Source organism: Streptomyces sp. NPDC005955 (assembly GCF_042871255.1).
Lineage (GTDB): Bacteria > Actinomycetota > Actinomycetes > Streptomycetales > Streptomycetaceae > Streptomyces.
Map to the genome: position 1 here is coordinate 456805 of NZ_JBIAIF010000003.1, position 21613 is coordinate 478417.

Annotated in this window: 17 protein-coding genes; 16 read left to right on the forward strand and 1 reads right to left on the reverse strand. The window is 71.3% G+C overall.

Translation table 11 applies throughout. The features are described from left to right. Positions 1–34 precede the first annotated feature (34 nt). The 13 genes from ACFYOU_RS10500 to ACFYOU_RS10560 all read left to right on the forward strand — a co-directional run bounded on the left by ACFYOU_RS10500 (position 35) and on the right by ACFYOU_RS10560 (position 14518). A complete protein-coding gene (locus tag ACFYOU_RS10500; protein WP_391304698.1) occupies positions 35–1705 on the forward strand; it encodes a UDP-N-acetylmuramoyl-L-alanyl-D-glutamate--2,6-diaminopimelate ligase in 1671 nt (556 codons plus the stop codon). A gap of 4 nt (positions 1706–1709) precedes the next feature. After that, positions 1710–3146, forward strand: a complete 1437-nt coding sequence (gene murF, locus ACFYOU_RS10505) for a UDP-N-acetylmuramoyl-tripeptide--D-alanyl-D-alanine ligase (RefSeq protein ID WP_391304700.1) — start codon at positions 1710–1712, stop codon at positions 3144–3146. Continuing rightward, positions 3143–4216 (forward strand): phospho-N-acetylmuramoyl-pentapeptide-transferase, encoded by a 1074-nt coding sequence (gene mraY / locus ACFYOU_RS10510; protein ID WP_389761504.1) that lies wholly within the window; start codon positions 3143–3145, stop codon positions 4214–4216. The genes murF and mraY overlap by 4 nt, the downstream gene beginning before the upstream one ends. Then, positions 4198–5664, forward strand: a complete 1467-nt coding sequence (gene murD / locus ACFYOU_RS10515) for a UDP-N-acetylmuramoyl-L-alanine--D-glutamate ligase (protein WP_391304702.1) — start codon at positions 4198–4200, stop codon at positions 5662–5664. Before mraY ends, murD begins: the two co-directional genes overlap by 19 nt. A 92-nt stretch (positions 5665–5756) precedes the next feature. Next, positions 5757–7118 carry a putative lipid II flippase FtsW gene (gene ftsW / locus ACFYOU_RS10520; protein ID WP_389761666.1) on the forward strand — a complete coding sequence of 454 codons (1362 nt, stop codon included), beginning with the start codon at positions 5757–5759 and terminating at the stop codon, positions 7116–7118. Between the two features lie 6 nt (positions 7119–7124). Beyond that, a complete protein-coding gene (murG, locus tag ACFYOU_RS10525) occupies positions 7125–8219 on the forward strand; it encodes an undecaprenyldiphospho-muramoylpentapeptide beta-N-acetylglucosaminyltransferase (protein WP_385485578.1) in 1095 nt (364 codons plus the stop codon). A gap of 44 nt (positions 8220–8263) precedes the next feature. Then, positions 8264–9085 carry an FtsQ-type POTRA domain-containing protein gene (locus tag ACFYOU_RS10530; protein WP_391304704.1) on the forward strand — a complete coding sequence of 274 codons (822 nt, stop codon included), beginning with the start codon at positions 8264–8266 and terminating at the stop codon, positions 9083–9085. A 274-nt stretch (positions 9086–9359) separates the two neighbouring features. Then, the gene (gene ftsZ, locus ACFYOU_RS10535) at positions 9360–10592 is read left to right on the forward strand and encodes a cell division protein FtsZ (protein WP_389761498.1); all 1233 of its coding nucleotides are present in this window, start codon (positions 9360–9362) and stop codon (positions 10590–10592) included. 17 nt (positions 10593–10609) lie between these two features. Next, positions 10610–11341 (forward strand): peptidoglycan editing factor PgeF, encoded by a 732-nt coding sequence (gene pgeF, locus ACFYOU_RS10540; protein ID WP_391304974.1) that lies wholly within the window; start codon positions 10610–10612, stop codon positions 11339–11341. A gap of 3 nt (positions 11342–11344) precedes the next feature. Continuing rightward, positions 11345–12064, forward strand: coding sequence for a YggS family pyridoxal phosphate-dependent enzyme (locus ACFYOU_RS10545; RefSeq protein WP_391304706.1), 720 nt, complete (start codon positions 11345–11347; stop codon positions 12062–12064). A gap of 139 nt (positions 12065–12203) precedes the next feature. Further along, positions 12204–12857: a cell division protein SepF gene (locus ACFYOU_RS10550; RefSeq protein ID WP_385485570.1), complete on the forward strand. Its 654-nt coding sequence runs from the start codon at positions 12204–12206 to the stop codon at positions 12855–12857. Between the two features lie 75 nt (positions 12858–12932). Further along, positions 12933–13217, forward strand: coding sequence for a YggT family protein (locus ACFYOU_RS10555; protein ID WP_385485568.1), 285 nt, complete (start codon positions 12933–12935; stop codon positions 13215–13217). Positions 13218–13279: 62 nt separating this feature from the next. Further along, a complete protein-coding gene (locus ACFYOU_RS10560; protein WP_389761494.1) occupies positions 13280–14518 on the forward strand; it encodes a DivIVA domain-containing protein in 1239 nt (412 codons plus the stop codon). A 441-nt stretch (positions 14519–14959) separates the two neighbouring features. Here ACFYOU_RS10560 and ileS read toward each other — a convergent pair whose 3' ends face one another. Next, positions 14960–18127, reverse strand: a complete 3168-nt coding sequence (gene ileS, locus ACFYOU_RS10565) for an isoleucine--tRNA ligase (protein ID WP_391304709.1) — start codon at positions 18125–18127, stop codon at positions 14960–14962. A gap of 574 nt (positions 18128–18701) precedes the next feature. On the opposite strand from ileS, the gene ACFYOU_RS10570 reads away from it, so the two are divergent. The 3 genes from ACFYOU_RS10570 to ACFYOU_RS10580 all read left to right on the forward strand — a co-directional run bounded on the left by ACFYOU_RS10570 (position 18702) and on the right by ACFYOU_RS10580 (position 21606). Next, complete coding sequence (locus ACFYOU_RS10570) at positions 18702–19829, forward strand: TraR/DksA C4-type zinc finger protein (RefSeq protein WP_391304711.1); 1128 nt, start codon at positions 18702–18704, stop codon at positions 19827–19829. Between the two features lie 115 nt (positions 19830–19944). Further along, positions 19945–20574, forward strand: a complete 630-nt coding sequence (gene lspA, locus ACFYOU_RS10575) for a signal peptidase II (protein ID WP_389761487.1) — start codon at positions 19945–19947, stop codon at positions 20572–20574. A gap of 90 nt (positions 20575–20664) precedes the next feature. Further along, complete coding sequence (locus tag ACFYOU_RS10580) at positions 20665–21606, forward strand: RluA family pseudouridine synthase (protein ID WP_389761485.1); 942 nt, start codon at positions 20665–20667, stop codon at positions 21604–21606. The last annotated feature ends 7 nt before the right edge of the window (positions 21607–21613 follow it).

Below are 21613 nucleotides of genomic sequence, written 5' to 3' on the forward strand. Positions count from 1 at the left end.
CCCCCAGTACGGTGCGCCGGGTACGCTCACCGCCGTGTCACACGCCGATCCGTCCCACCTCACCCAGAAGGGCGCTTCCGTGAGCTACCCGGGGCCGCCGCGACCGGCCCATGTCCCTGAGACCACCCTCGCGGAGCTGGCCGATCAGCTGGGCCTGACGGCCCCCGCCCGGGGGAAGGTCACCGGCATCACCCACGACTCCCGCGCGGTGCGCCCCGGCGACCTGTACGCCGCGCTGCCCGGCGCCCGGCTCCACGGTGCCGACTTCGCCGACCAGGCCGCCGGGCTCGGCGCCACGGCCGTCCTGACCGACCCGTCGGGAGCCGACCGCGCCGCCGCCACCGGACTCCCGGTCCTCGTGGTCGACGACCCCCGCGCCCGGATGGGCGCCCTCGCGGCCACCGTCTACGGGCACCCCGGCGAGGAGCTGCTCCAGATCGGCATCACCGGCACCTCCGGCAAGACCACCACCGCGTACCTGGTCCAGGGCGGCCTGGACGCGTCGGCCGGCGGGGTCAGCGGGCTCATCGGCACCGTCGAGATGCGGATCGGCGACGAACGCGTCAAGTCCGAGCGCACCACCCCCGAGGCCACCGACCTCCAGGCGCTGTTCGCGGTGATGCGCGAACGGGGCGTCGAGGCGGTCGCGATGGAGGTTTCCAGCCATGCACTGGTCCTCGGTCGGGTCGACGGCTGCGTCTTCGACGTCGCCGTCTTCAACAACCTGAGCCCGGAGCACATGGAGTTCCACTCCGACATGGAGGACTACTTCCGGGCCAAGGCACAGCTGTTCACCCCGGACCGCAGCAAACAGGGCGTCGTCAACTACGACGACGCGTACGGCCGTCGCCTGGTCGCCGAGGCGACCGTGCCGGTCGTCACCTTCTCCGCGGAGGGCCACCCCGACGCCGACTGGCGCGCCGAGGACGTGGAGGTCGGCCCGCTCGGCTCCACCTTCACCGTGCGGGGCCCGGCGGGGGAGCGGCTCAGCGCCCGCGCCCCGCTGCCCGGCCCGTTCAACGTCGCCAACACCCTCGCCGCGATCGTCACCCTGGCCACCGCCGGGCTCGACGCGCACGCCGTCGCCGAGGGCATCGCCGCCGTCCCCGGGGTCCCCGGTCGGCTGGAACGCGTCGACGTCGGCCAGCCCTACCTGGCGGTCGTCGACTACGCCCACAAGACCGATGCCGTCGAATCGGTGCTGCGCGCGCTGCGCAAGGTCACCGAGGGACGGCTGCACGTCGTGCTCGGCTGCGGCGGCGACCGCGACACCACCAAACGCGGCCCGATGGGCGCCGCCGCCGCGCGGCTCGCCGACACCGCCCTGCTGACCTCCGACAACCCCCGCTCCGAGGACCCCCTCGCGATCCTCGCGGCCATGCTCGCGGGCGCCGCCGAGGTGCCCGCCCACGAACGCGGCGAGGTCCGGGTCTTCGAGGACCGGGCCGCCGCGATCACCGCGGCCGTCGCGCTCGCCGGACCGGGCGACACCGTGCTCGTCGCGGGCAAGGGCCACGAACAGGGCCAGGACATCGGCGGGGTGGTCCGCCCCTTCGACGACCGCCACGTGCTGCGTGACGCCATCGAGTCCTCCCGTGCCGCCCGGCGCGCCCTCGCCGCCGCCGACGGCCCCGCCCCCGCAGCCGCCGCTGCCGACGCCGGCGGTGCGCAAGCCGGCGAAGCGGCCCAGCAGACCCAGGGATGAACACGTGATCGCCCTCTCCCTCGCCGAGATCGCCTCCGTAGTCGGCGGACAGCCGCACGACATACCGGACCCCTCGGTACGCGTCACCGGACCCGTCGTCCGTGACTCCCGCGAGGTGGTCCCCGGCAGCCTCTTCGTCGCCTTCGCCGGGGAACGCGTCGACGGCCACGACTTCGCCGCCCAGGTGGTCGACGCGGGCGCGGTGGCGGTGCTGGCCGCCCGGCCCGTCGGCGTCCCCGCGATCGTCGTGGACGACGTCCAGAGCGCCCTGGGCGCCCTGGCCCGGGCCGTCGTGGAACGCCTCGGCGCCACCCTGGTCGCCCTCACCGGCTCGGCGGGCAAGACCAGCACCAAGGACCTCCTCGCCCAGGTGCTCCAGCACCACGGGCCGACGGTCTGGACGCCGGGCTCGCTCAACAACGAGATCGGGCTGCCGCTCACCGCCCTCAGCGCCACCGACGACACGCGCTACCTGGTCCTGGAGATGGGGGCGCGCGGAATCGGCCACATCCAGTACCTCACCGAACTGACCCCGCCGCGCATCGGACTCGTCCTCAACGTCGGGAGCGCCCACATCGGCGAGTTCGGCGGCCGGGAGCAGATCGCCCGGGCGAAGGGCGAACTCGTGGAAGCCCTCCCGGCCGCCGCCGAGGGCGGGATCGCGATCCTCAACGCCGACGATCCGCTCGTCCGCGCGATGGCCGCCCGCACCAAGGCCCGGGTCGTGCTCTTCGGGGAATCCGGCGAAGCGGACGTACGGGCCGAGAACGTCCGGCTCACAGCCTCCGGACAGCCTTGCTTCAGCCTTCACACACCCTCCGGGTGCGAAGACGTGACCTTGCGCCTGTACGGTGAGCACCACGTGTCGAACGCGCTTGCCGCGGCGGCCGTCGCCCATGAGCTGGGCATGCCCGTGGATGAGGTCGCACGCGCGCTCTCCGGAGCGGGCACCCTCTCCCGCTGGCGGATGGAGGTCACCGAGCGCCCCGACGGCGTGGCGGTGGTCAACGACGCCTACAACGCGAACCCCGAGTCCATGAGGGCCGCCCTGCGCGCGCTTGCCGCGATGGGAGGCGGCTCCCGGGACCGAGGGGGCCGCACGTGGGCGGTGCTCGGTGCGATGGCCGAGCTCGGTGACGAGGCGCTCGCCGAGCACGACGCGATCGGACGGCTAGCCGTCCGGCTCAACGTGAGCAAGCTCGTGGCAGTCGGGGGCAGGGAAGCGGCCTGGCTGCGCATGGGCGCCTATAACGAGGGTTCGTGGGGTGAGGAGTCGGTGCACGTGTCCGACGCACAGGCGGCGATCGACCTATTGCGCGGTGAACTGCGGCCGGGGGACGTAGTCCTCGTCAAGGCATCCCGGGCGATCGGCTTGGAGCGGGTGGCCCTGGGGCTGCTGGAAGGGGACGCGAGCGGCGAGGGTGAGGTCGCCGCCCGATGATGAATCAGATCCTCTTCGCCGGTGTCATCGGTCTGTTCCTGACACTGGTGGGCACGCCGCTGCTGATCAAGCTGCTGGCCCGCAAGGGCTACGGCCAGTACATCCGCGACGACGGCCCGCGCGAGCACCACAGCAAGCGCGGTACGCCGACCATGGGCGGCATCGCCTTCATCCTGGCGACGCTCATCGCGTACTTCCTGAGCAAGCTCATCACCGGTGCCCCGGTCACGGTCTCCGGGCTCCTGGTCCTCGGCCTGATGGCCGGAATGGGCCTGGTCGGCTTCCTCGACGACTACATCAAGATCGTCAAGCGCCGTTCGCTGGGCCTGCGGGCCAAGGCGAAGATGGCCGGACAGCTCATCGTCGGCATCGCCTTCGCGGTCCTGGCCTTGCAGTTCAAAGACCAGCGCGGACTCGCCCCGGCCTCCACCAAGCTCTCCTTCGTCATGGACTTCGGCTGGACCATCGGCCCCGTCCTGTTCGTGGTGTGGGCGCTGTTCATGATCCTCGCCATGTCCAACGGCGTGAACCTCACCGACGGACTCGACGGCCTGGCCACCGGTGCCTCGGTGATGGTCTTCGGCGCCTACACCTTCATCGGCGTCTGGCAGTACCAGGAGTCCTGTGCCGACGCGAACAAGCTGACCAACCCGGGCGCGTGTTTCGAGGTCCGGGACCCACTGGACCTCGCGGTGGTCGCCGCCGCCCTGATGGGCGCCTGCTTCGGCTTCCTGTGGTGGAACACCTCGCCGGCCAAGATCTTCATGGGCGACACCGGTTCGCTGGCCCTCGGCGGCGCCCTCGCGGGCCTCGCCATCTGCTCCCGCACCGAGCTGCTGCTCGCGCTGCTCGGCGGCCTCTTCGTCCTCATCACCATGTCGGTCGTCATCCAGGTCGGCAGCTTCCGGCTCACCGGGAAGCGCGTCTTCCGCATGGCACCGCTCCAACACCACTTCGAACTCAAGGGCTGGTCCGAAGTCCTGGTCGTGGTCCGCTTCTGGATCATCCAGGGCATGTGCGTGATCGTCGGACTCGGCCTCTTCTACGCCGGATGGGCAGCGGACAAGTGACCTTCGAGGGCACCCGGCCCGCGGATTCCTTCGCGGGACAGCACATCACCGTCGCCGGCCTCGGCGTGAGCGGCCTCAGCGCCGCCCGCGCCCTGGCCGGCTGCGGTGCGCACGTCACCGTCGTCGACGGCGGTGACGACGACACCCGCCGGCGGACGGCGGCCGTTCTCGCCGAGGAGGGCATCGCGGTCCGCCTCGGCGACGCGGACTCCCTGCCCGACGGGACCGACCTGGTGGTCACCTCACCCGGCTGGAAGCCCTCCTCGCCGCTGTTCGCCGCGGCCGCCGCGGCGGACGTCGAGGTGATCGGTGACGTCGAGGTCGCCTGGCGGCTGCGCGGCCCGGACGCGGCCCCCTGGCTCGCGGTCACCGGCACCAACGGCAAGACCACGACGACCCGGATGCTCGGCTCCATCCTGCGCGCCGCCGGACTGCGCACCGCCGAGGTCGGCAACATCGGCACCCCGATCGTCGACGTGGTCCTCGGTCAGGAACGCGCCGACGGCGCGACCCACGACGTGCTCGCCGTGGAACTCTCCAGCTACCAACTGCACTGGGCGCCCTCGGTGCGCGCCCACTCGGCCGCCGTCCTCAACCTCGCCCCCGACCACCTGGACTGGCACGGCTCCATGGCCGCGTACGCCCGGGACAAGGGACGCGTCTACGAGGGCAACCGGGTCGCCTGCGTCTACAACACCGCCGACCGGGCCACCGAGGACCTGGTGCGCGAGGCGGACGTCGAAGAGGGCTGCCGGGCGGTCGGCTTCACGCTCGGCCCGCCCGGACCCTCCCAACTCGGGGTCGTCGACGGCATCCTCGTGGACCGCGCGTTCGTGGCGGACCGGCAGCGGCAGGCCCAGGAGCTCGCCGAGGTGTCGGACGTGAACCCGCCGGCCCCGCACAACATCGCCAACGCGCTCGCGGCCGCCGCGCTCGCCCGGGCCTTCGGCGTGCCCGCCGCAGCGGTACGGGACGGGCTGCGCGCCTTCCGTCCGGACGCCCACCGGATCTCGCACGTCGCCGACGTGGACTCGGTCGCCTACGTGGACGACTCCAAGGCCACCAACACGCACGCCGCCGAGGCGTCGCTCGCCGCCTACGAGCCGGTGGTGTGGATCGCGGGCGGACTCGCCAAGGGGGCGTCCTTCGACGAACTCGTCGCCTCCGCGGCCAAGCGGCTGCGGGGCGTGGTCCTGCTGGGTGCCGATCGCGCGTTGATCGGGGAAGCCCTGGCGCGACACGCGCCCGAGGTGCCCGTGGTCGACGTGGACCGGACCGACACTGGGGCGATGTCCGCGGTGGTCGGGGCCGCCCGGGGGCTGGCGCGCGCGGGGGACACCGTCCTCCTGGCCCCGGCCTGTGCCTCCATGGACATGTTCACCAACTACAACGAGCGCGGGGACGCGTTCGCGGCGGCGGTCCGCGAACTCGACTCCGACGGCGCCTGAGCCGGTCACGTGGACGCGCGGGGCGCCCGTAGGTCTGGGAGGGTTCGCGTGAGTGCGTCGTGGCCGGAGCGTGGTGGCGGTCGGGGTTGCGCATGGTGAGCGGCAGCGGGCGGGCCGCGGCGGCCACCCGGCGGGAGCCGGCGCCCGCGGTGCCCGTCACGGGGCGGCGCGAGTCGTCGTTGAGGCGCCTTCGCGGCCGGGCCCGACGGGCCTGGGACCGCCCGTTGACCGCCTATTATCTGATTCTCGGCAGTAGCTTCCTCATCACCCTGTTGGGGTTGGTGATGGTCTACTCGGCGTCCATCATCCGGGCGTTGCAGCTCTCCCTGCCCGGGTCGTACTTCTTCCGCAAGCAGTTGCTGGCCGCCGCGCTCGGCGCGATCCTGCTGCTGGTGGCCTCCCGCATGCCCATCAAGCTGCACCGGGCGCTCGCCTATCCGATGCTCGCCGGTGCGGTCACCCTGATGGTGCTCGTCCAGGTGCCGGGGATAGGGGTCGCGGTCAACGGCAACCAGAACTGGATCGAGTTCGGCATCTTCCAGCTCCAGCCCAGCGAGTTCGGGAAGCTGGCCCTCGTGCTGTGGGGCGCCGACCTCCTCGCCCGCAAACAGGACAAACGACTGCTGAACCAGTGGAAGCACATGCTCGTGCCCCTGGTCCCGGTCGCGTTCATGGTGCTGGGCCTGATCATGCTCGGCGGGGACATGGGGACGGCGATCATCCTGACCGCCATCCTGTTCGGACTGCTGTGGCTCGCGGGGGCGCCCACCCGGCTGTTCGCCGGGGTCCTCGCGGTCGCGCTGGTGGTCGGCGCGGTCCTCATCAGGACCAGCCCCAACCGGATGTCCCGCCTCCAGTGCATCGGCGCCTCGGAACTGGGCGGCCCCACCGACCCCTGCTGGCAGGCCGTCCACGGAATCTACGCACTGGCGTCCGGCGGACTCTTTGGTTCCGGACTCGGTGCCAGTGTGGAAAAATGGGGTCAACTCCCGGAAGCCCACACTGACTTCATCTTCGCGATTGCCGGTGAAGAACTGGGTCTCGCGGGCACTCTGTCCGTGCTGGGGCTCTTCGCGGCTCTAGGCTATGCGGGTATCCGCGTGGCCGGACGCACGGAGGACCCCTTCGTGAGGTACGCCGCGGGTGGCGTGACCACCTGGATCATGGCCCAGGCCGTGATCAACATGGGTGCGGTGCTCGGCCTGCTGCCGATCGCCGGTGTCCCGCTCCCGCTGTTCTCATACGGGGGATCGGCCCTGCTGCCGACCATGTTCGCCGTCGGCCTGCTGATCGCCTTCGCGAGGGACGAACCCGCGGCCCGGGCGGCACTCGCCCGGCAACGGGCCCACGGCCGCAAGCGGACCGCGGGAAGGGGCTCCGGGACGGACCGGGCGTCCCGGAGTTGGAACACGATGCGACGGCGCGTCAGGACGCGCCCGTCCGGAGAGCGGTGAATTTCGGTGCATGTCGTACTCGCCGGCGGAGGTACCGCCGGACACATCGAGCCCGCGCTCGCCCTGGCGGACGCCCTGCGTAGGCACGATCCGACCGTGGGGATCACGGCGCTGGGCACCGAGCGCGGCCTGGAGACCCGGTTGGTCCCCGAGCGGGGCTACGAACTGGCACTGATCCCCGCCGTGCCGCTGCCCCGCAAACCGACCCCGGAACTGATCACCGTTCCCGGACGGCTGCGCGGCACCATCAAGGCGGCGGAGCAGATCCTCGAACGCACCCGGGCGGACGCCGTGGTCGGTTTCGGCGGCTACGTCGCCCTGCCCGGCTATCTGGCCGCCAAGCGCCGCGGCGTGCCCATCGTGATCCACGAGGCCAACGCCCGCCCCGGCCTGGCCAACAAGATCGGCTCCCGGTACGCGGCCCAGGTCGCGGTCTCCACCCCGGACAACAAGCTGCGCGGCGCCCGCTACATCGGCATCCCGCTGCGCCGCTCGATCGCCACCCTCGACCGGGCGGCCGTCCGGCCCGAGGCGCGGGCCGCCTTCGGGCTGGACCCGAACCTGCCGACGCTCCTGGTGTCGGGCGGGTCGCAGGGCGCCCGCCGCCTCAACGAGGTGGTCCAGCAGGCCGCGCCGTACCTCCAGCAGGCCGGCATCCAGATCCTGCACGCGGTCGGCCCCAAGAACGAACTGCCGCACATCGACAACATGCCCGGGATGCCGCCCTACATCCCGGTACCGTACGTGGACCGGATGGACCTCGCGTACGCCGCGGCCGACATGATGCTCTGCCGCGCGGGCGCGATGACCGTCGCCGAACTGTCCGCCGTCGGACTTCCGGCCGCCTACGTCCCGCTGCCCATCGGCAACGGGGAACAGCGGCTCAACGCCCAGCCGGTGGTCAAGGCGGGCGGTGGACTGCTCGTCGACGACGCCGAGCTGACGCCGCAGTGGGTGCAGGGCAACGTCCTGCCGGTGCTGGCGGACCCGCACCGGCTGTACCAGATGTCCCGTGCCGCGTCGGAGTTCGGCCGCCGGGACGCCGACGACCTGCTCGTCGGCATGGTGTACGAAGCGATCGCGTCACGCGCCAGGGCGTGACCCCAGTGCGGTTCGCGCCCAGAGCGTGACGGAAGGCAGGGAACGTGGCCGGACCGACGACCGCGGACGGTGAGCGGGACCCGGGCTCCGGCCCGCCCGGTCCCCCGGGGGAGCCGGGCCGGTTCGCCGCCCTGGCGTCCCGGCTGACCGGCCGTCTGCCCCGGTCCCGTACCCGCACGCTGGTACTGTCCGCGGCGGCCCTGGCCGTCCTCGTCGGCGGGGGGATCTGGACGCTCTACGGGTCCCCGTGGCTGCGGGTCGGCAAGGTGAACGTCTCCGGAACCGGCGTGCTCGGCCCGGACGAGGTGCGGGAGGCCGCCGGAATCCGGCTCGGCACCCCGTTGATCTCCGTCGACACGGACCGGATCGCGGATCGGCTCGCCGACGAGTTGCCCCGGATCGACGAGATTGACGTCGTTCGTTCCTGGCCGCGGGGAATCCGCCTGGAAGTCACCGAGCGGAAACCGGTCCTGATCGTGGAAAAGGGCGGAAAGTTCATCGAAGTGGACGAGGAAGCGGTGCGGTTCGCGACCGTCGCCCGGGCTCCCGCGGGCGTTCCCGTACTGGAATTGACGCCCCGTCGGACCCCCGGGCCCCAGCGCTTCGCCACCGGGGAACTCACCCGTGCCGCCGTCGAGGTCATGTCCGCCGTCCCGGCCCGGGTGGCCCGGCAGACGCGTACCCTCAAGGTCCGCAGTTATGACTCGATCACGCTGGAGTTGGCCGGTGGTCGTACGGTCGACTGGGGCAGCGTCGAGAAGGGCGAGGCGAAGGGCGTCACCCTCACCGCGTTGATGAAAGCGGCTCCCAAGGCCAGGCACTTCGACGTCAGCGTTCCCACCGCCCCGGCGTCAGCGGCGAGTTGACGCACATTTGCCCAGGCCAGCACCCTGAGTGGGCAGCGCTACGGCTGATCACATAGGGTGAAAAGAAAAACGGGAGGTTCGGCGTGTTCGTTGAACGCGCGCCACTTGTCGACTTAGTGTCCTGTTCGGAAGAGTCCAGGGAACAGGCACACTGGTAACCCTAAACTTCAGCGTTAGGGTTCGGGTCGGCGTTCGGACCGTCCCAATTCGGCATTGGCCGTCGCGGCGCGACACGGCGAGCGACGGCACGTAATCGAGGCGAGAGGCTCTCGACGTGGCAGCACCGCAGAACTACCTCGCAGTCATCAAGGTCATCGGTGTCGGCGGCGGTGGTGTCAATGCCATCAACCGGATGATCGAGGTCGGCCTCAAGGGTGTCGAGTTCATCGCGATCAACACCGACGCCCAGGCGTTGTTGATGAGCGACGCCGACGTCAAGCTCGACGTCGGTCGCGAACTCACCCGGGGCCTGGGAGCCGGGGCCAACCCGGCCGTCGGCCGCAAGGCCGCCGAGGACCACCGCGAAGAGATCGAGGAGGTCCTCAAGGGGGCCGACATGGTCTTCGTCACCGCCGGCGAAGGCGGCGGCACCGGCACCGGCGGCGCACCCGTCGTCGCCAACATCGCCCGCTCGCTGGGCGCCCTCACCATCGGCGTGGTCACCCGGCCCTTCACCTTCGAAGGCCGCCGCCGCGCCAACCAGGCCGAGGACGGCATCGCGGAACTCCGCGAAGAGGTCGACACCCTCATCGTCATCCCCAACGACCGACTGCTGTCCATCTCGGACCGCCAGGTCAGCGTGCTCGACGCGTTCAAGTCGGCCGACCAGGTCCTGCTCTCGGGCGTCCAGGGCATCACCGACCTCATCACCACCCCCGGCCTCATCAACCTCGACTTCGCCGATGTGAAGTCCGTGATGTCCGAAGCCGGTTCCGCGCTGATGGGCATCGGCTCCGCCCGCGGCGACGACCGCGCGGTGGCCGCCGCCGAGATGGCGATCTCCTCGCCGCTGCTCGAAGCCTCCATCGACGGGGCCCGCGGCGTGCTGCTGTCCATCTCCGGCGGCTCGGACCTCGGCCTCTTCGAGATCAACGAGGCCGCCCAACTGGTCAGTGAGGCCGCTCACCCCGAAGCCAACATCATCTTCGGCGCCGTCATCGACGACGCCCTCGGTGACGAGGTGCGGGTCACGGTCATCGCCGCCGGGTTCGACGGGGGCCAGCCCCCGGCCAAGCAGCACGGCAGCCTCGGCGCCAGCAGCACCAAGCGCGAGGAGTCCGCTCCCGCCCGCTCCGCCGAGTCCCGTCCGACCTACGGCGGCCTCGGCAGCGTCACGCCGCGCGAGGAGCCGCCGGTGAAGTCGGAGCCCGTCGAGGCACCGGTCTCGGGTGACTACACGTCGGCTTCCTCCGGCGCCCCGGGTTCCTCCGGCCTTTCGCCGCAGGTCCCGCCCGCCCGGTACGACAGCGCCGCGGAGGAACTGGACGTGCCGGACTTCCTCAAGTGATAGGTCGATCCGGCGAGGTGATCCCGGACCGGAGCACCACGAGCGGCGCGCACTTCGCCTTCACCGACAGGTGGGGCGGGGTGAGCGCCGCTCCGTATGAACAGCTGAACCTCGGCGGGGCCGTCGGAGACGACCCCGCCGCAGTCCGTGCCAATCGTCGTATCGTCGCCGGCAACTTGGGGTTCGACCCGGCCGCCGTCGTCTGGATGAACCAGGTCCACGGCAAGGACGTCGTCGTGACCGACGGGCCCTGGGGCGAGTCCCCGGCCCCCCGGGTCGACGCCGTCGTCACCGCCCGGCGCGGGGTCCCGCTCGCCGTGCTCACCGCGGACTGCGTGCCCGTCCTGCTGGCGGACCCGGTCGCGGGGGTCGCCGCCGCCGCGCACGCCGGACGCCCCGGCCTGGTCGCCGGGGTGGTCCCCGCCGCGGTGGCCGCCATGACGGAACTCGGCGCCGAACCCGCCCGGATCGTCGCGCGGACCGGTCCCGCGGTCTGCGGCGGCTGCTACGAGGTGCCCGAGGCGATGCGCGCCGAGGTGGCCGCCGTCGAACCGGCCGCCCACGCGGAAACCACCTGGGGCACTCCCGCCGTTGACGTGTCCGCCGGAGTGCACGCGCAGTTGGAGCGCCTCGGAGTGCACGACCGGAAGCGTTCCGAGGTGTGCACGCGGGAGTCGCACCACCACTTCTCGTACCGCCGCGACCGCACCACGGGTCGGCTCGCGGGCTACGTCTGGTTGGACTGGTAGGACATGACTGACCGTAAGGGACAACTAGCGGCCAATCTGGCGAAGGTGGAGGAACGCCTCACGGCGGCCTGTGCCGCCTCGGGACGGGACCGGGCGGACGTCACGCTCGTCGTGGTCACCAAGACCTACCCCGCCAGTGATGTCCGCCTCCTGTGGGAGCTCGGCGTCCGGCAGGTCGCGGAGAACCGGGACCAGGACGCCGCCCCCAAGGCCGCCGCCTGCGCCGACCTCCCGCTGACCTGGCACTTCGTCGGGCAGTTGCAGACCAACAAGGTCCGCTCGGTCCTCGGTTACGCCTCCGAGGTGCAGTCCGTCGACCGGGCCAGGCTGGTGACCGCGCTGTCGGGGGAGGCGGTGCGCGCCGGTCGCGAGGTCGGCTGTCTCGTCCAGGTGGCGCTCGACGCCGGGGAGAGCGCCCGCGGTGAGCGCGGCGGGGTCGGACCCGGCGGGATCGGGGAGTTGGCGGCCCTGATCGCCGGGGCCGAAGGGCTCCGGCTGGACGGTCTGATGACCGTGGCACCGCTCACCGGTCCGTACGCCGGACGGCAACGCGAGGCGTTCGGGCGGTTGATGGATTTGTCGACTGCCCTGCGCGCGGAGCATCCTGCTGCGAACATGGTGTCAGCAGGGATGAGCGGGGACCTCGAAGAGGCCGTTGCGGCCGGAGCGACACATGTGCGCGTCGGTAGTGCGGTACTCGGAGTCCGTCCCGGGCTCGGGTAACGTCACCAAGAAGTCGGACCACAGCAGAAAATATGGTCATTACCGTTGATTTGACGGGTCGACCACGTGGATCGCGGAGACTTGGTTGGCGTCAGCCGATCCACCACGCCGATCCACCACAGAGCGGAGGACTCAGAGCATGGCCGGCGCGATGCGCAAGATGGCGGTCTACCTCGGCCTCGTGGAGGACGATGGGTACGACGGCAGGGGTTTCGACCCCGATGACGATTTCGAACCCGAGTTGGACCCGGAGTCCGAGCGGGATCACCGACGGCACGACACGCCGCACCAGTCCCATCAGGGCCACGGTCAACCGCTACAGTCCCAGCGGGACGAATCGGTACGAGTGGTGCAACCCCCCGTGCAGCGCGACCCCGTGCCCCAGTCCGCCGCGCTCGCGGTGGAATCGGCACGCCCGGCGCGCATCGCTCCCGTGGCATCCATCACACCCGACCGCCAGAGCTTGGAGAAGAACGCGCCGGTGATCATGCCCAAGGTCGTGTCCGAACGGGAGCCGTACCGGATCACCACGCTGCACCCGCGGACGTACAACGAAGCCCGTACCATCGGCGAACACTTCCGTGAGGGCACTCCGGTGATCATGAACCTGACCGAGATGGACGACACCGACGCGAAGCGACTTGTCGACTTTGCCGCTGGCCTCGTCTTCGGTCTGCACGGCAGTATTGAACGCGTGACCCAGAAGGTGTTCCTGTTGTCTCCTGCTAACGTCGATGTCACGGCGGAGGACAAGGCTCGCATCGCAGAGGGCGGGTTCTTCAACCAGAGCTGAGACGCAGGACCGGCCGCAGGCCGATAATCCGGTACGACGACGCAGGCACGAACCAGGGGAGAGGGACAGCACCAGATGCGCGTGTTCTTGGACGTGATCTACATCGCGCTGATGTGTTTCCTCATCGTGCTCATCTTCCGGTTGGTCATGGACTACGTCTTCCAGTTCGCCCGCTCGTGGCAACCCGGCAAGGCGATGGTGGTCGTTCTGGAGGCCACCTACACTGTCACTGATCCACCGCTGAAGTTGCTGCGACGGTTCATCCCACCGCTGCGTCTCGGGGGCGTGGCGCTCGACCTGTCCTTCTTCGTTCTGATGATCATCGTCTACATCTTGATCTCCGTCGTGAGCCGACTGTGAACGATGACGGTCCCCGCTGATGCGGGGGTTGATCCCGCCGACGACTACGTTGAGGTAAAGAGATGCCATTGACCCCCGAGGACGTGCGGAACAAGCAGTTCACGACCGTCCGCCTTCGAGAAGGCTATGACGAGGACGAGGTCGATGCCTTCCTCGATGAGGTCGAAGCCGAACTGACCCGCCTGCTACGCGAGAACGAGGACCTGCGCGCCAAACTGGCCGCGGCGACCCGGGCCGCCGCGCAGAACCAGCAGCAGGCCGGAATGCGCAAGCCTCCGGAGCAGCAGCAGGAGCGACCGGGTCCGGTGCCCGCTGCCATATCGGGACCGCAGCCGGTGCCGCCGCAGCAACAGCAGCAGATGGGTGGCCCGATGGGCGGCCCGCCGCAGTTGCCGAGTGGTGCACCGCAGCTGCCGGCCGGTCCGGGTGGCCACGGCCCGGGCCCCATGCAGCAGGGTCCCGGCCCGATGCAGCAGGGCCCCGGTCCCATGCAGCAGGGTGTCCCCGGTCAGATGCAGCAGGGTCCCGGTGGACCGATGCAGCAGGGTGTCCCCGGCCAGATGCAGCAGGGCCCTGGCGGACCGATGCAGCAGGGTCCCGGTCAGATGCAGCAGGGCCCCGGCCCCATGCAGCAGATGGGCGGCCCCATGGGTGGACCCATGGGCGGCCACGGTCCGCAGATGTCCCAGCCCGGTCAGGGCCCCGGTGGCGACAGCGCCGCCCGGGTGCTCTCGCTCGCTCAGCAGACGGCCGACCAGGCCATCGCCGAAGCGCGGTCCGAGGCCAACAAGATCGTCGGTGAGGCCCGTAGCCGCGCCGAGGGTCTGGAGCGGGACGCCCGCGCCAAGGCCGATGCGCTGGAGCGGGACGCGCAGGAGAAGCACCGCGTCGCGATGGGCTCCCTGGAGTCCGCCCGCGCCACGCTGGAGCGCAAGGTCGAGGACCTGCGCGGCTTCGAGCGCGAGTACCGCACGCGGCTGAAGTCGTACCTGGAGTCCCAGCTGCGTCAGTTGGAGACCCAGGCCGATGACTCGCTGGCTCCGCCGCGGACGCCGTCCGCCGCGTCGCTGCCGCCGTCGCCCGCGCCGTCGATGGCTCCGGCCGGGGCGGGTGCGCCCTCCTACGGCGGGCAGTCCATGGGTGGGGCGCCCGCGCAGGGTGGTCCGTCGTACGGCGGGCAGCAGGCGATGTCGCCCGCGATGACGCAGCCGATGGCTCCGGTTCGGCCGCAGGCGCCGCAGCCGATGCAGCAGGCTCCCTCTCCCATGCGGGGCTTCCTCATCGATGAGGACGACAACTGACGGGTCGCTGACCCGAGTAGGGCGGGGCCCCCGGTACGCCGGGGGCCCCGCCCTTTTGCTGCGCGGCCCTGTACGTCCACCCCCACGTACGCTGTTCCGCGCGGTGCGCTGCGGTTGCCCGCGCAGTTCCCCGCGCCCCTGGATTCCGGGCGCTTCTCGCCGTCGTCGTCCGCCCGACGAAGTGCCACGTGGGCCCCGATAGGGGCGCGGGGAACTGCGCGAGCAACGCCAGCGCACCCGCACCCGGCGACGCACCCAGCAGCAGCCCCGAATAGGGGCGCGGGGAACTGCGCAAAGCGCCCAGCGCACTGCACGGAACAAAGCACCGTCAGGTGGGCGCACCGGATAGGGGCGCGGGGAACGGCGCGGGCAACCGCCGCGCACCCGCAGGGGAACGAAGGAGCCGGGGCGCACCGTCGTGAGGGTGCGCCCCGTGCGGGGTCAGACCTTGCGGAGGCTGAACGTCAGGGACAGCGCAGGGTCCGAGAAGACAGGAGCTTCGGGCTCCGCCCGAACGAACTCCGCGGCGAGCACCTCCTCGGACACCAGCCCTCCGTGTTCCGACAACGCCTCGACGACCCGCTCGTCCCCCGCGTCCCAACGCAACGCGATCCGATCCGCGACGTCCAACCCGCTGTTCTTGCGGGCCTCCTGGATCAACCGGATCGCGTCCCGGGCGAGTCCGGCCCTGCGCAGCTCGTCGGTGATCTCCAGATCGAGGGCGACGGTCGCCCCCGAGTCGGACGCCACGGACCAGCCTTCGCGCGGGGTCTCCGTGATGATGACCTCGTCCGCCGCGAGCTCCACCTTCTCGCCGTCGACCTCGACGAACGCCGTGCCCTCGCGCAGCGCGAGCGACAGCGCCGCCGCGTCCGCCTCGGCGACGGCCTTGGCGACCGCCTGCACGCCCTTGCCGAACCGCTTGCCGAGGGCACGGAAGTTCGCCTTCGCCGTGGTGTCGACCAGGGAGCCCCCCACCTCGGACAGCGAGGCGAGCGAGGTGACGTTCAGCTCCTCGGTGATCTGCGCGTGCAGTTCCACCGGGAGCGAGTCGAAGCCGGACACCGCGATCAGGGCCCGGGACAGCGGCTGACGGGTCTTCACCCCGGACTCCGCACGGGTCGCCCGCCCGAGTTCCACCAGCCGTCGCACCAGCGCCATCTGTCGGGACAGCTCGGGGTCGATCACGTCGAGGTCCGCCTCGGGCCACGTCGACAGGTGCACCGAGCCGGGCGCGTCCGGCGTCACCGGGACCACCAGGTCCTGCCAGACCCGCTCGGTGATGAACGGGGTCAGCGGCGCCATCAGCCGGGTGACCGTCTCGATCACCTCGTGCAGGGTCCGCAGCGCGGCCTTGTCGCCCTGCCAGAACCTGCGGCGGGAGCGCCGGACGTACCAGTTGGACAGGTCGTCGACGAAGGCCGACAGCAGCTTGCCGGCGCGCTGGGTGTCGTACGCGTCGAGCGCCCGGGTCATCTGGTCGGTCAGGGCGTGCAGTTCCGACAGCAGCCACCGGTCGAGCACCGGGCGCTCGGCGGGCGCGGGGTCGGCCGCGGAGGGCGCCCAGCCGGACGTACGGGCGTACAGGGCCTGGAAGGCGACCGTGTTCCAGTAGGTCAGCAGCGTCTTGCGGACCACCTCCTGGATGGTGCCGTGCCCGACGCGCCGGGCCGCCCAGGGGGAGCCGCCCGCGGCCATGAACCAGCGCACGGCGTCGGCGCCGTGCTGGTCCATCAGCGCGATGGGTTCCAGGATGTTCCCGAGGTGCTTGGACATCTTGCGGCCGTCCTCGGCGAGGATGTGACCGAGGCAGACCACGTTCTCGTACGAAGACTTGTCGAACACCAGGGTGCCGACCGCCATCAGCGTGTAGAACCAGCCGCGGGTCTGGTCGATCGCCTCGGAGATGAACTGCGCCGGGTAGCGGCTCTCGAACAGTTCCTTGTTCTGGAACGGGTAGCCCCACTGCGCGAACGGCATCGAACCCGAGTCGTACCAGGCGTCGATGACCTCGGGGACGCGGGTCGCGGTGGCCGTGCACTCGGGGCAGGGGAAGGTGACCGCGTCGATGAACGGCCGGTGCGGGTCCAGCTCCGACTGGTCGGTGCCGGTCAGCTCCGTCAGTTCCGCGCGGGAGCCGACGCAGGTCAGATGGCCCTCTTCGCAGCGCCAGATCGGCAGCGGGGTGCCCCAGTAGCGGTTGCGGGACAGCGCCCAGTCGATGTTGTTGTTGAGCCAGTCCCCGTAGCGACCGTGCTTGATGGAGTCGGGGAACCAGTTCGTCTTCTCGTTCTCTTCGAGCAGACGGTCCTTGATCGCGGTGGTGCGGACGTACCACGAGGGCTGGGCGTAGTACAGCAGCGCGGTGTGGCAGCGCCAGCAGTGCGGATAGCTGTGCTCGTACGGGATGTGCTTGAACAGCAGGCCCCGTTCCTGGAGGTCCCGGGTCAGCGCCTCGTCCGCCTTCTTGAAGAAGGTGCCGCCGACGAGCGGCAGGTCCTCCTCGAAGGTGCCGTCCGGGCGGACCGGGTTGACCACCGGCAGCCCGTACGCGCGGCAGACCAACAGGTCCTCCTCACCGAAGGCGGGGGACTGGTGGACGAGTCCCGTACCGTCCTCGGTGGTGACGTAGTCGGCGTTGACGACGTAGTGCGCGGGGCCGGCGTCGGCCGGGAACTCCACCAGGTCGAACGGGCGCCGGTAGGACCAGCGCTCCATCTCGGCGCCGGTGTAGCTCTGTCCGGTGGGCTCCCAGCCCTCGCCGAGCGCCTTCGCCACCAACGGCCGGGCGACGACGAGCTTCTCCGTGCCGTCGGTCACCACGTCGTAGACGACCTCGGGGTGCGCGGCGGTGGCGGTGTTGGACACCAGCGTCCACGGGGTGGTCGTCCAGACCAGGAGCGCCGCCTCGCCCGCCAGCGGGCCGGAGGTCAGGGGGAAGCGCACGTACACCGACGGGTCGACGACCGTCTCGTACCCCTGGGCCAGCTCGTGGTCGGACAGGCCGGTGCCGCAGCGCGGGCACCAGGGCGCCACCCGGTGGTCCTCCACCAGCAGGCCCTTGCCGAAGATCTCCTTCAGCGACCACCACACGGAGTCGATGTACTCCGGGTCCATGGTGCGGTAGGCGTCGTCCAGGTCGACCCAGTAGCCCATGCGGTTGGTCAGCTCGGCGAAGGCGTCCGTGTGACGGGTCACGGAGGCGCGGCACCGGTCGTTGAACTCGGCGATGCCGTACGCCTCGATGTCCTTCTTGCCGCTGAAGCCGAGTTCCTTCTCGACGGCCAGCTCCACCGGCAGGCCGTGGCAGTCCCAGCCCGCCTTGCGTGCCACGTGGTAGCCGCGCATGGTCCGGAAGCGGGGGAACACGTCCTTGAAGACCCGGGCCTCGATGTGGTGGGCGCCGGGCATGCCGTTCGCGGTCGGCGGGCCCTCGTAGAACACCCACTCGGGGCGCCCTTCCGACTGCTCCAGGCTCTTGGCGAAGATCTTGTTCTCGCGCCAGAAGTCGAGCACGGCGTGCTCCAGGGCGGGCAGGTCGATCTGGGCGGGCACCTGCTGGTACTGCGCCTCGACGCTGTGCACGGATTCTTGCGGGGGCGGGGTCATCGCGACGGCTCCTCCAACGGACTGCTGCCTTCCGTCGGAGGGACGAGAGCCGGTGCGCCTGCTGAGGCGTGCTCCCGCGGTACCACCCTCCTTGGCCTTCCGGTACGGCTGCGCCGGACGGCCCCCTCATTGGGGTGCGATGTCGGTTCTACCGGCCCCTGGCGCCCGGTGGGCGGGGTTTTCCTCCGACGGCTCCGGGGAGATCTTCACACCGCGCTCGCCCCCGGGCTCCCACCGTCCCCGGGTCGCTCTGGGCTGCGTACGCCGCTACTCGGCCCCATCCACACCTGTTCGCCCCGTCAGTGTACGGGCCCCGGGCGCGCCTGCCGAACCGGTTTGCCGAGGGCCGTCCCTCCCCGGGCGCTCCGGGAGGCCGAGCGTGCCGGCGGTGACTCGAACGGGGGACGGCGGGCCCGCGCGTACCGGTGCGTGCTCGGCGCCGTCGGGAGCGGCCCGTCGACCGGGAGTGACCGTTCCGGTGGGTTCGTCACCGTTTGCCGCTCTTGTCGTGGCGACTTATCGTCCCCAGAGCGATGTGGGTGCACGATCCCGACAGCTGAAGGGGGCCGCGGCCATGGTGGCGAAACGGACCGCCGCGCAGTACGCGCCCTCCGGGGCGGACCCCCCTCCGGGCGGTGCTGGCGGCGACGGGCCCGAGGCCGCCGGGAAAACGCCGGCGAAGAAGCCTCCGCCGGCCAAGAAGGCGCCGGCGAAGGCCACGGCCAAGAAGGCGACCGAGAAGGCGGCTGCGAAGGGAACGGCGGCCAAGAAGGCGGCCCCGAAGAGGGCCCCTGCCAAGAAGGCCGCCGCCAAGAAAGCCGCCGCCAAGAAAGCCCCTGCCAAGAAGGCGACGGCCAAGAAGGCGGCTGCGAAGGAGACGGTCGCCGAGAAGGTCGCTGCCGAGGAGACCGTCGGCGGGGCGGCCGTGGGCGAGGTGGCCGTGGGCGGGGGACCGGTGGTCGGTGAAGGGGGCGCCAAGGAGTCGACCGCGGCGAAGCGGACGGCCGCCAGGAAGGCGACGGCCGGGAAGGGCGGGCGCACGAGCACGACCACGTCCACGAGCGCGGGCAGGAGCAGTAAGCGGGCCGCCGGCCGGGCAGACATCCCAGGGGCGGCCGGGACCACCCCGGGCGGGGCGACGAAACGTTCGGGGAGCCGTAGCAGCACACGCAGTACCGACAGGGCGACTGCGGTCGCGGAGACGACGGGAGCCACGACAGTGGTTGCGAAGAAGACGCGGGGCACGACCACGGGGACGAAGGCGCCCACCTCGGTGCCGGGAGCACGGCTCGCCGCGGCGGAACCCGGCGAACTGCCGGTGCGCCCCGGTGAGGACGCCTGGACGCCCGAGGAGGTCGCCGAGGCCCGGGCACTGCTGTCCGCCGACGCGACCCGGTTGCGCGAGGAGATCAGCTCCTCCGAGGCGTCGCTGGCGGGGCTGATGCGGGACTCCGGGGACGGCGCGGGCGACGACCAGGCCGACACCGGGACCAAGAACATCACCCGCGAGCACGAACTCTCGCTCACGGCCAACGCCCGCATCATGCTCGAACAGACCGAGCACGCCCTCGAACGGCTCGCCGCCGGGACGTACGGGCTCTGCGAGAACTGCGGCAAGCCCATCGGCAAGGCCCGCATGCAGGCGTTCCCCCGGGCCACCCTGTGCGTGGAGTGCAAGCAGAAGCAGGAGCGGCGGGGCTGACCCCCTCCGCCGCCGGGGCCCGGACGGCGCCCGCGGTGCGGCTGCTCCCCTGATCAGCCGCGGGGCCGGTGCCGTACCCTCGTCCTCAGTCAGGTACCTAGGCTGAGGGACTCACGTGGCAGAGGCGGAGCGCACCATCGACACCCCGGACTCCCCGGACCCCGCCGGCGCGGCGTCGGCCCCCGGCGGCGAGCACGACGACCAGCGGGACGCGGTCGCGGGTGCCGTCGCGGACGGGGAAGGGACCCCGGTCCCGCGCGGCAAGCGGCGGATCGCGGTGCTGCTCGCGGTGGCCGCCTTCGCCTACGCGCTCGACCTGGGCAGCAAGCTGCTCGTCGTCGCCAAGCTGGAGCACCACGAGCCGATCAACGTCATCGGCGAGTGGCTCCGCTTCGAGGCGATCCGCAATCCGGGCGCGGCCTTCGGCGTGGGCGAGGCGTTCACCGTGATCTTCACGCTGATCGCGGCGACCGTGATCGTGGTGATCATCCGGCTCGCCCGCAAGCTGTACAGCGCCCCCTGGGCCATCGCCCTGGGCCTGCTGCTCGGTGGTGCCCTGGGGAACCTCACCGACCGGATCTTCCGGGCCCCGGGCGTCTTCGAGGGCGCCGTCGTGGACTTCATCGCGCCGAAGGGCTTCGCGGTCTTCAACCTCGCGGACTCCGCGATCGTGTGCGGCGGCATCCTGATCGTGCTGCTGTCCTTCCGCGGGCTCGACCCGGACGGAACCGTCCACAAGGACTGAGGTCCCCGGCCCCCGGCTGAGGGGCGGGCCGGACCCGGCGAACGACGCGGTCCGGGCGGGGGCACCTGCTGCGTCCTGCATACTCGACGGGTGAGCGCTATTCCCGAGATCCGAACCCTGCCCGTGCCGGACGGCCTGGAGGGCGAGCGCGTCGACGCCGCCATCTCCCGGATGTTCGGCTTCTCCCGTACGAAGGCGGCGGAGCTGGCCGCCGCGGGCAAGGTGCTGGTCGACGGTACGGCGGTCGGCAAGTCCGAGCGTGTGCACGGGGGGGCCTGGCTGGAGGTGGAGATGCCGCTGCCGCCCGCCCCGGTGCAGGTCGTCGCCGAGCCCGTCGAGGGCATGGAGATCATCCACGACGACGACGACGTCGTGGTGATCGTCAAGCCCGTCGGGGTCGCCGCGCACCCGAGCCCCGGCTGGACCGGCCCCACCGTCATCGGCGGGCTGGCCGCCGCCGGCTACCGGATCTCCACCTCGGGCGCCGCCGAACGCCAGGGCATCGTGCACCGGCTCGACGTGGGGACCTCGGGGCTGATGGTGGTCGCGAAGTCCGAGTACGCGTACAGCTCGCTCAAGCAGCAGTTCCGCGAGCGGACCGTGGACAAGCGGTACCACACCCTGGTTCAGGGGCACCCCGACCCGACCAGCGGCACCATCGACGCGCCGATCGGGCGGCACCCCCAGCACGACTACAAGTGGGCGGTCGTCGCCGAGGGCAAGCCGTCGATCACCCACTACGACCTGCTGGAGGCGTTCCGGGCGGCCTCGCTCCTCGACGTGAAGCTGGAGACCGGCCGCACCCACCAGATCCGGGTGCACATGGCCGCGCACCGCCATCCGTGCGTCGGCGACCTCACCTACGGGGCCGATCCCACGCTCGCCGCCCGGCTCGGGCTGACCCGGCAGTGGCTGCACGCGGTGCGCCTCGGGTTCGAGCACCCGGGGGAGGCCCGCTGGGTGGAGTTCGAGAGCACCTATCCCGAGGACCTCCAGCGGGCGCTGGACCGGGTGCGCGCCGAGTCCTCGTAGGAGGAGA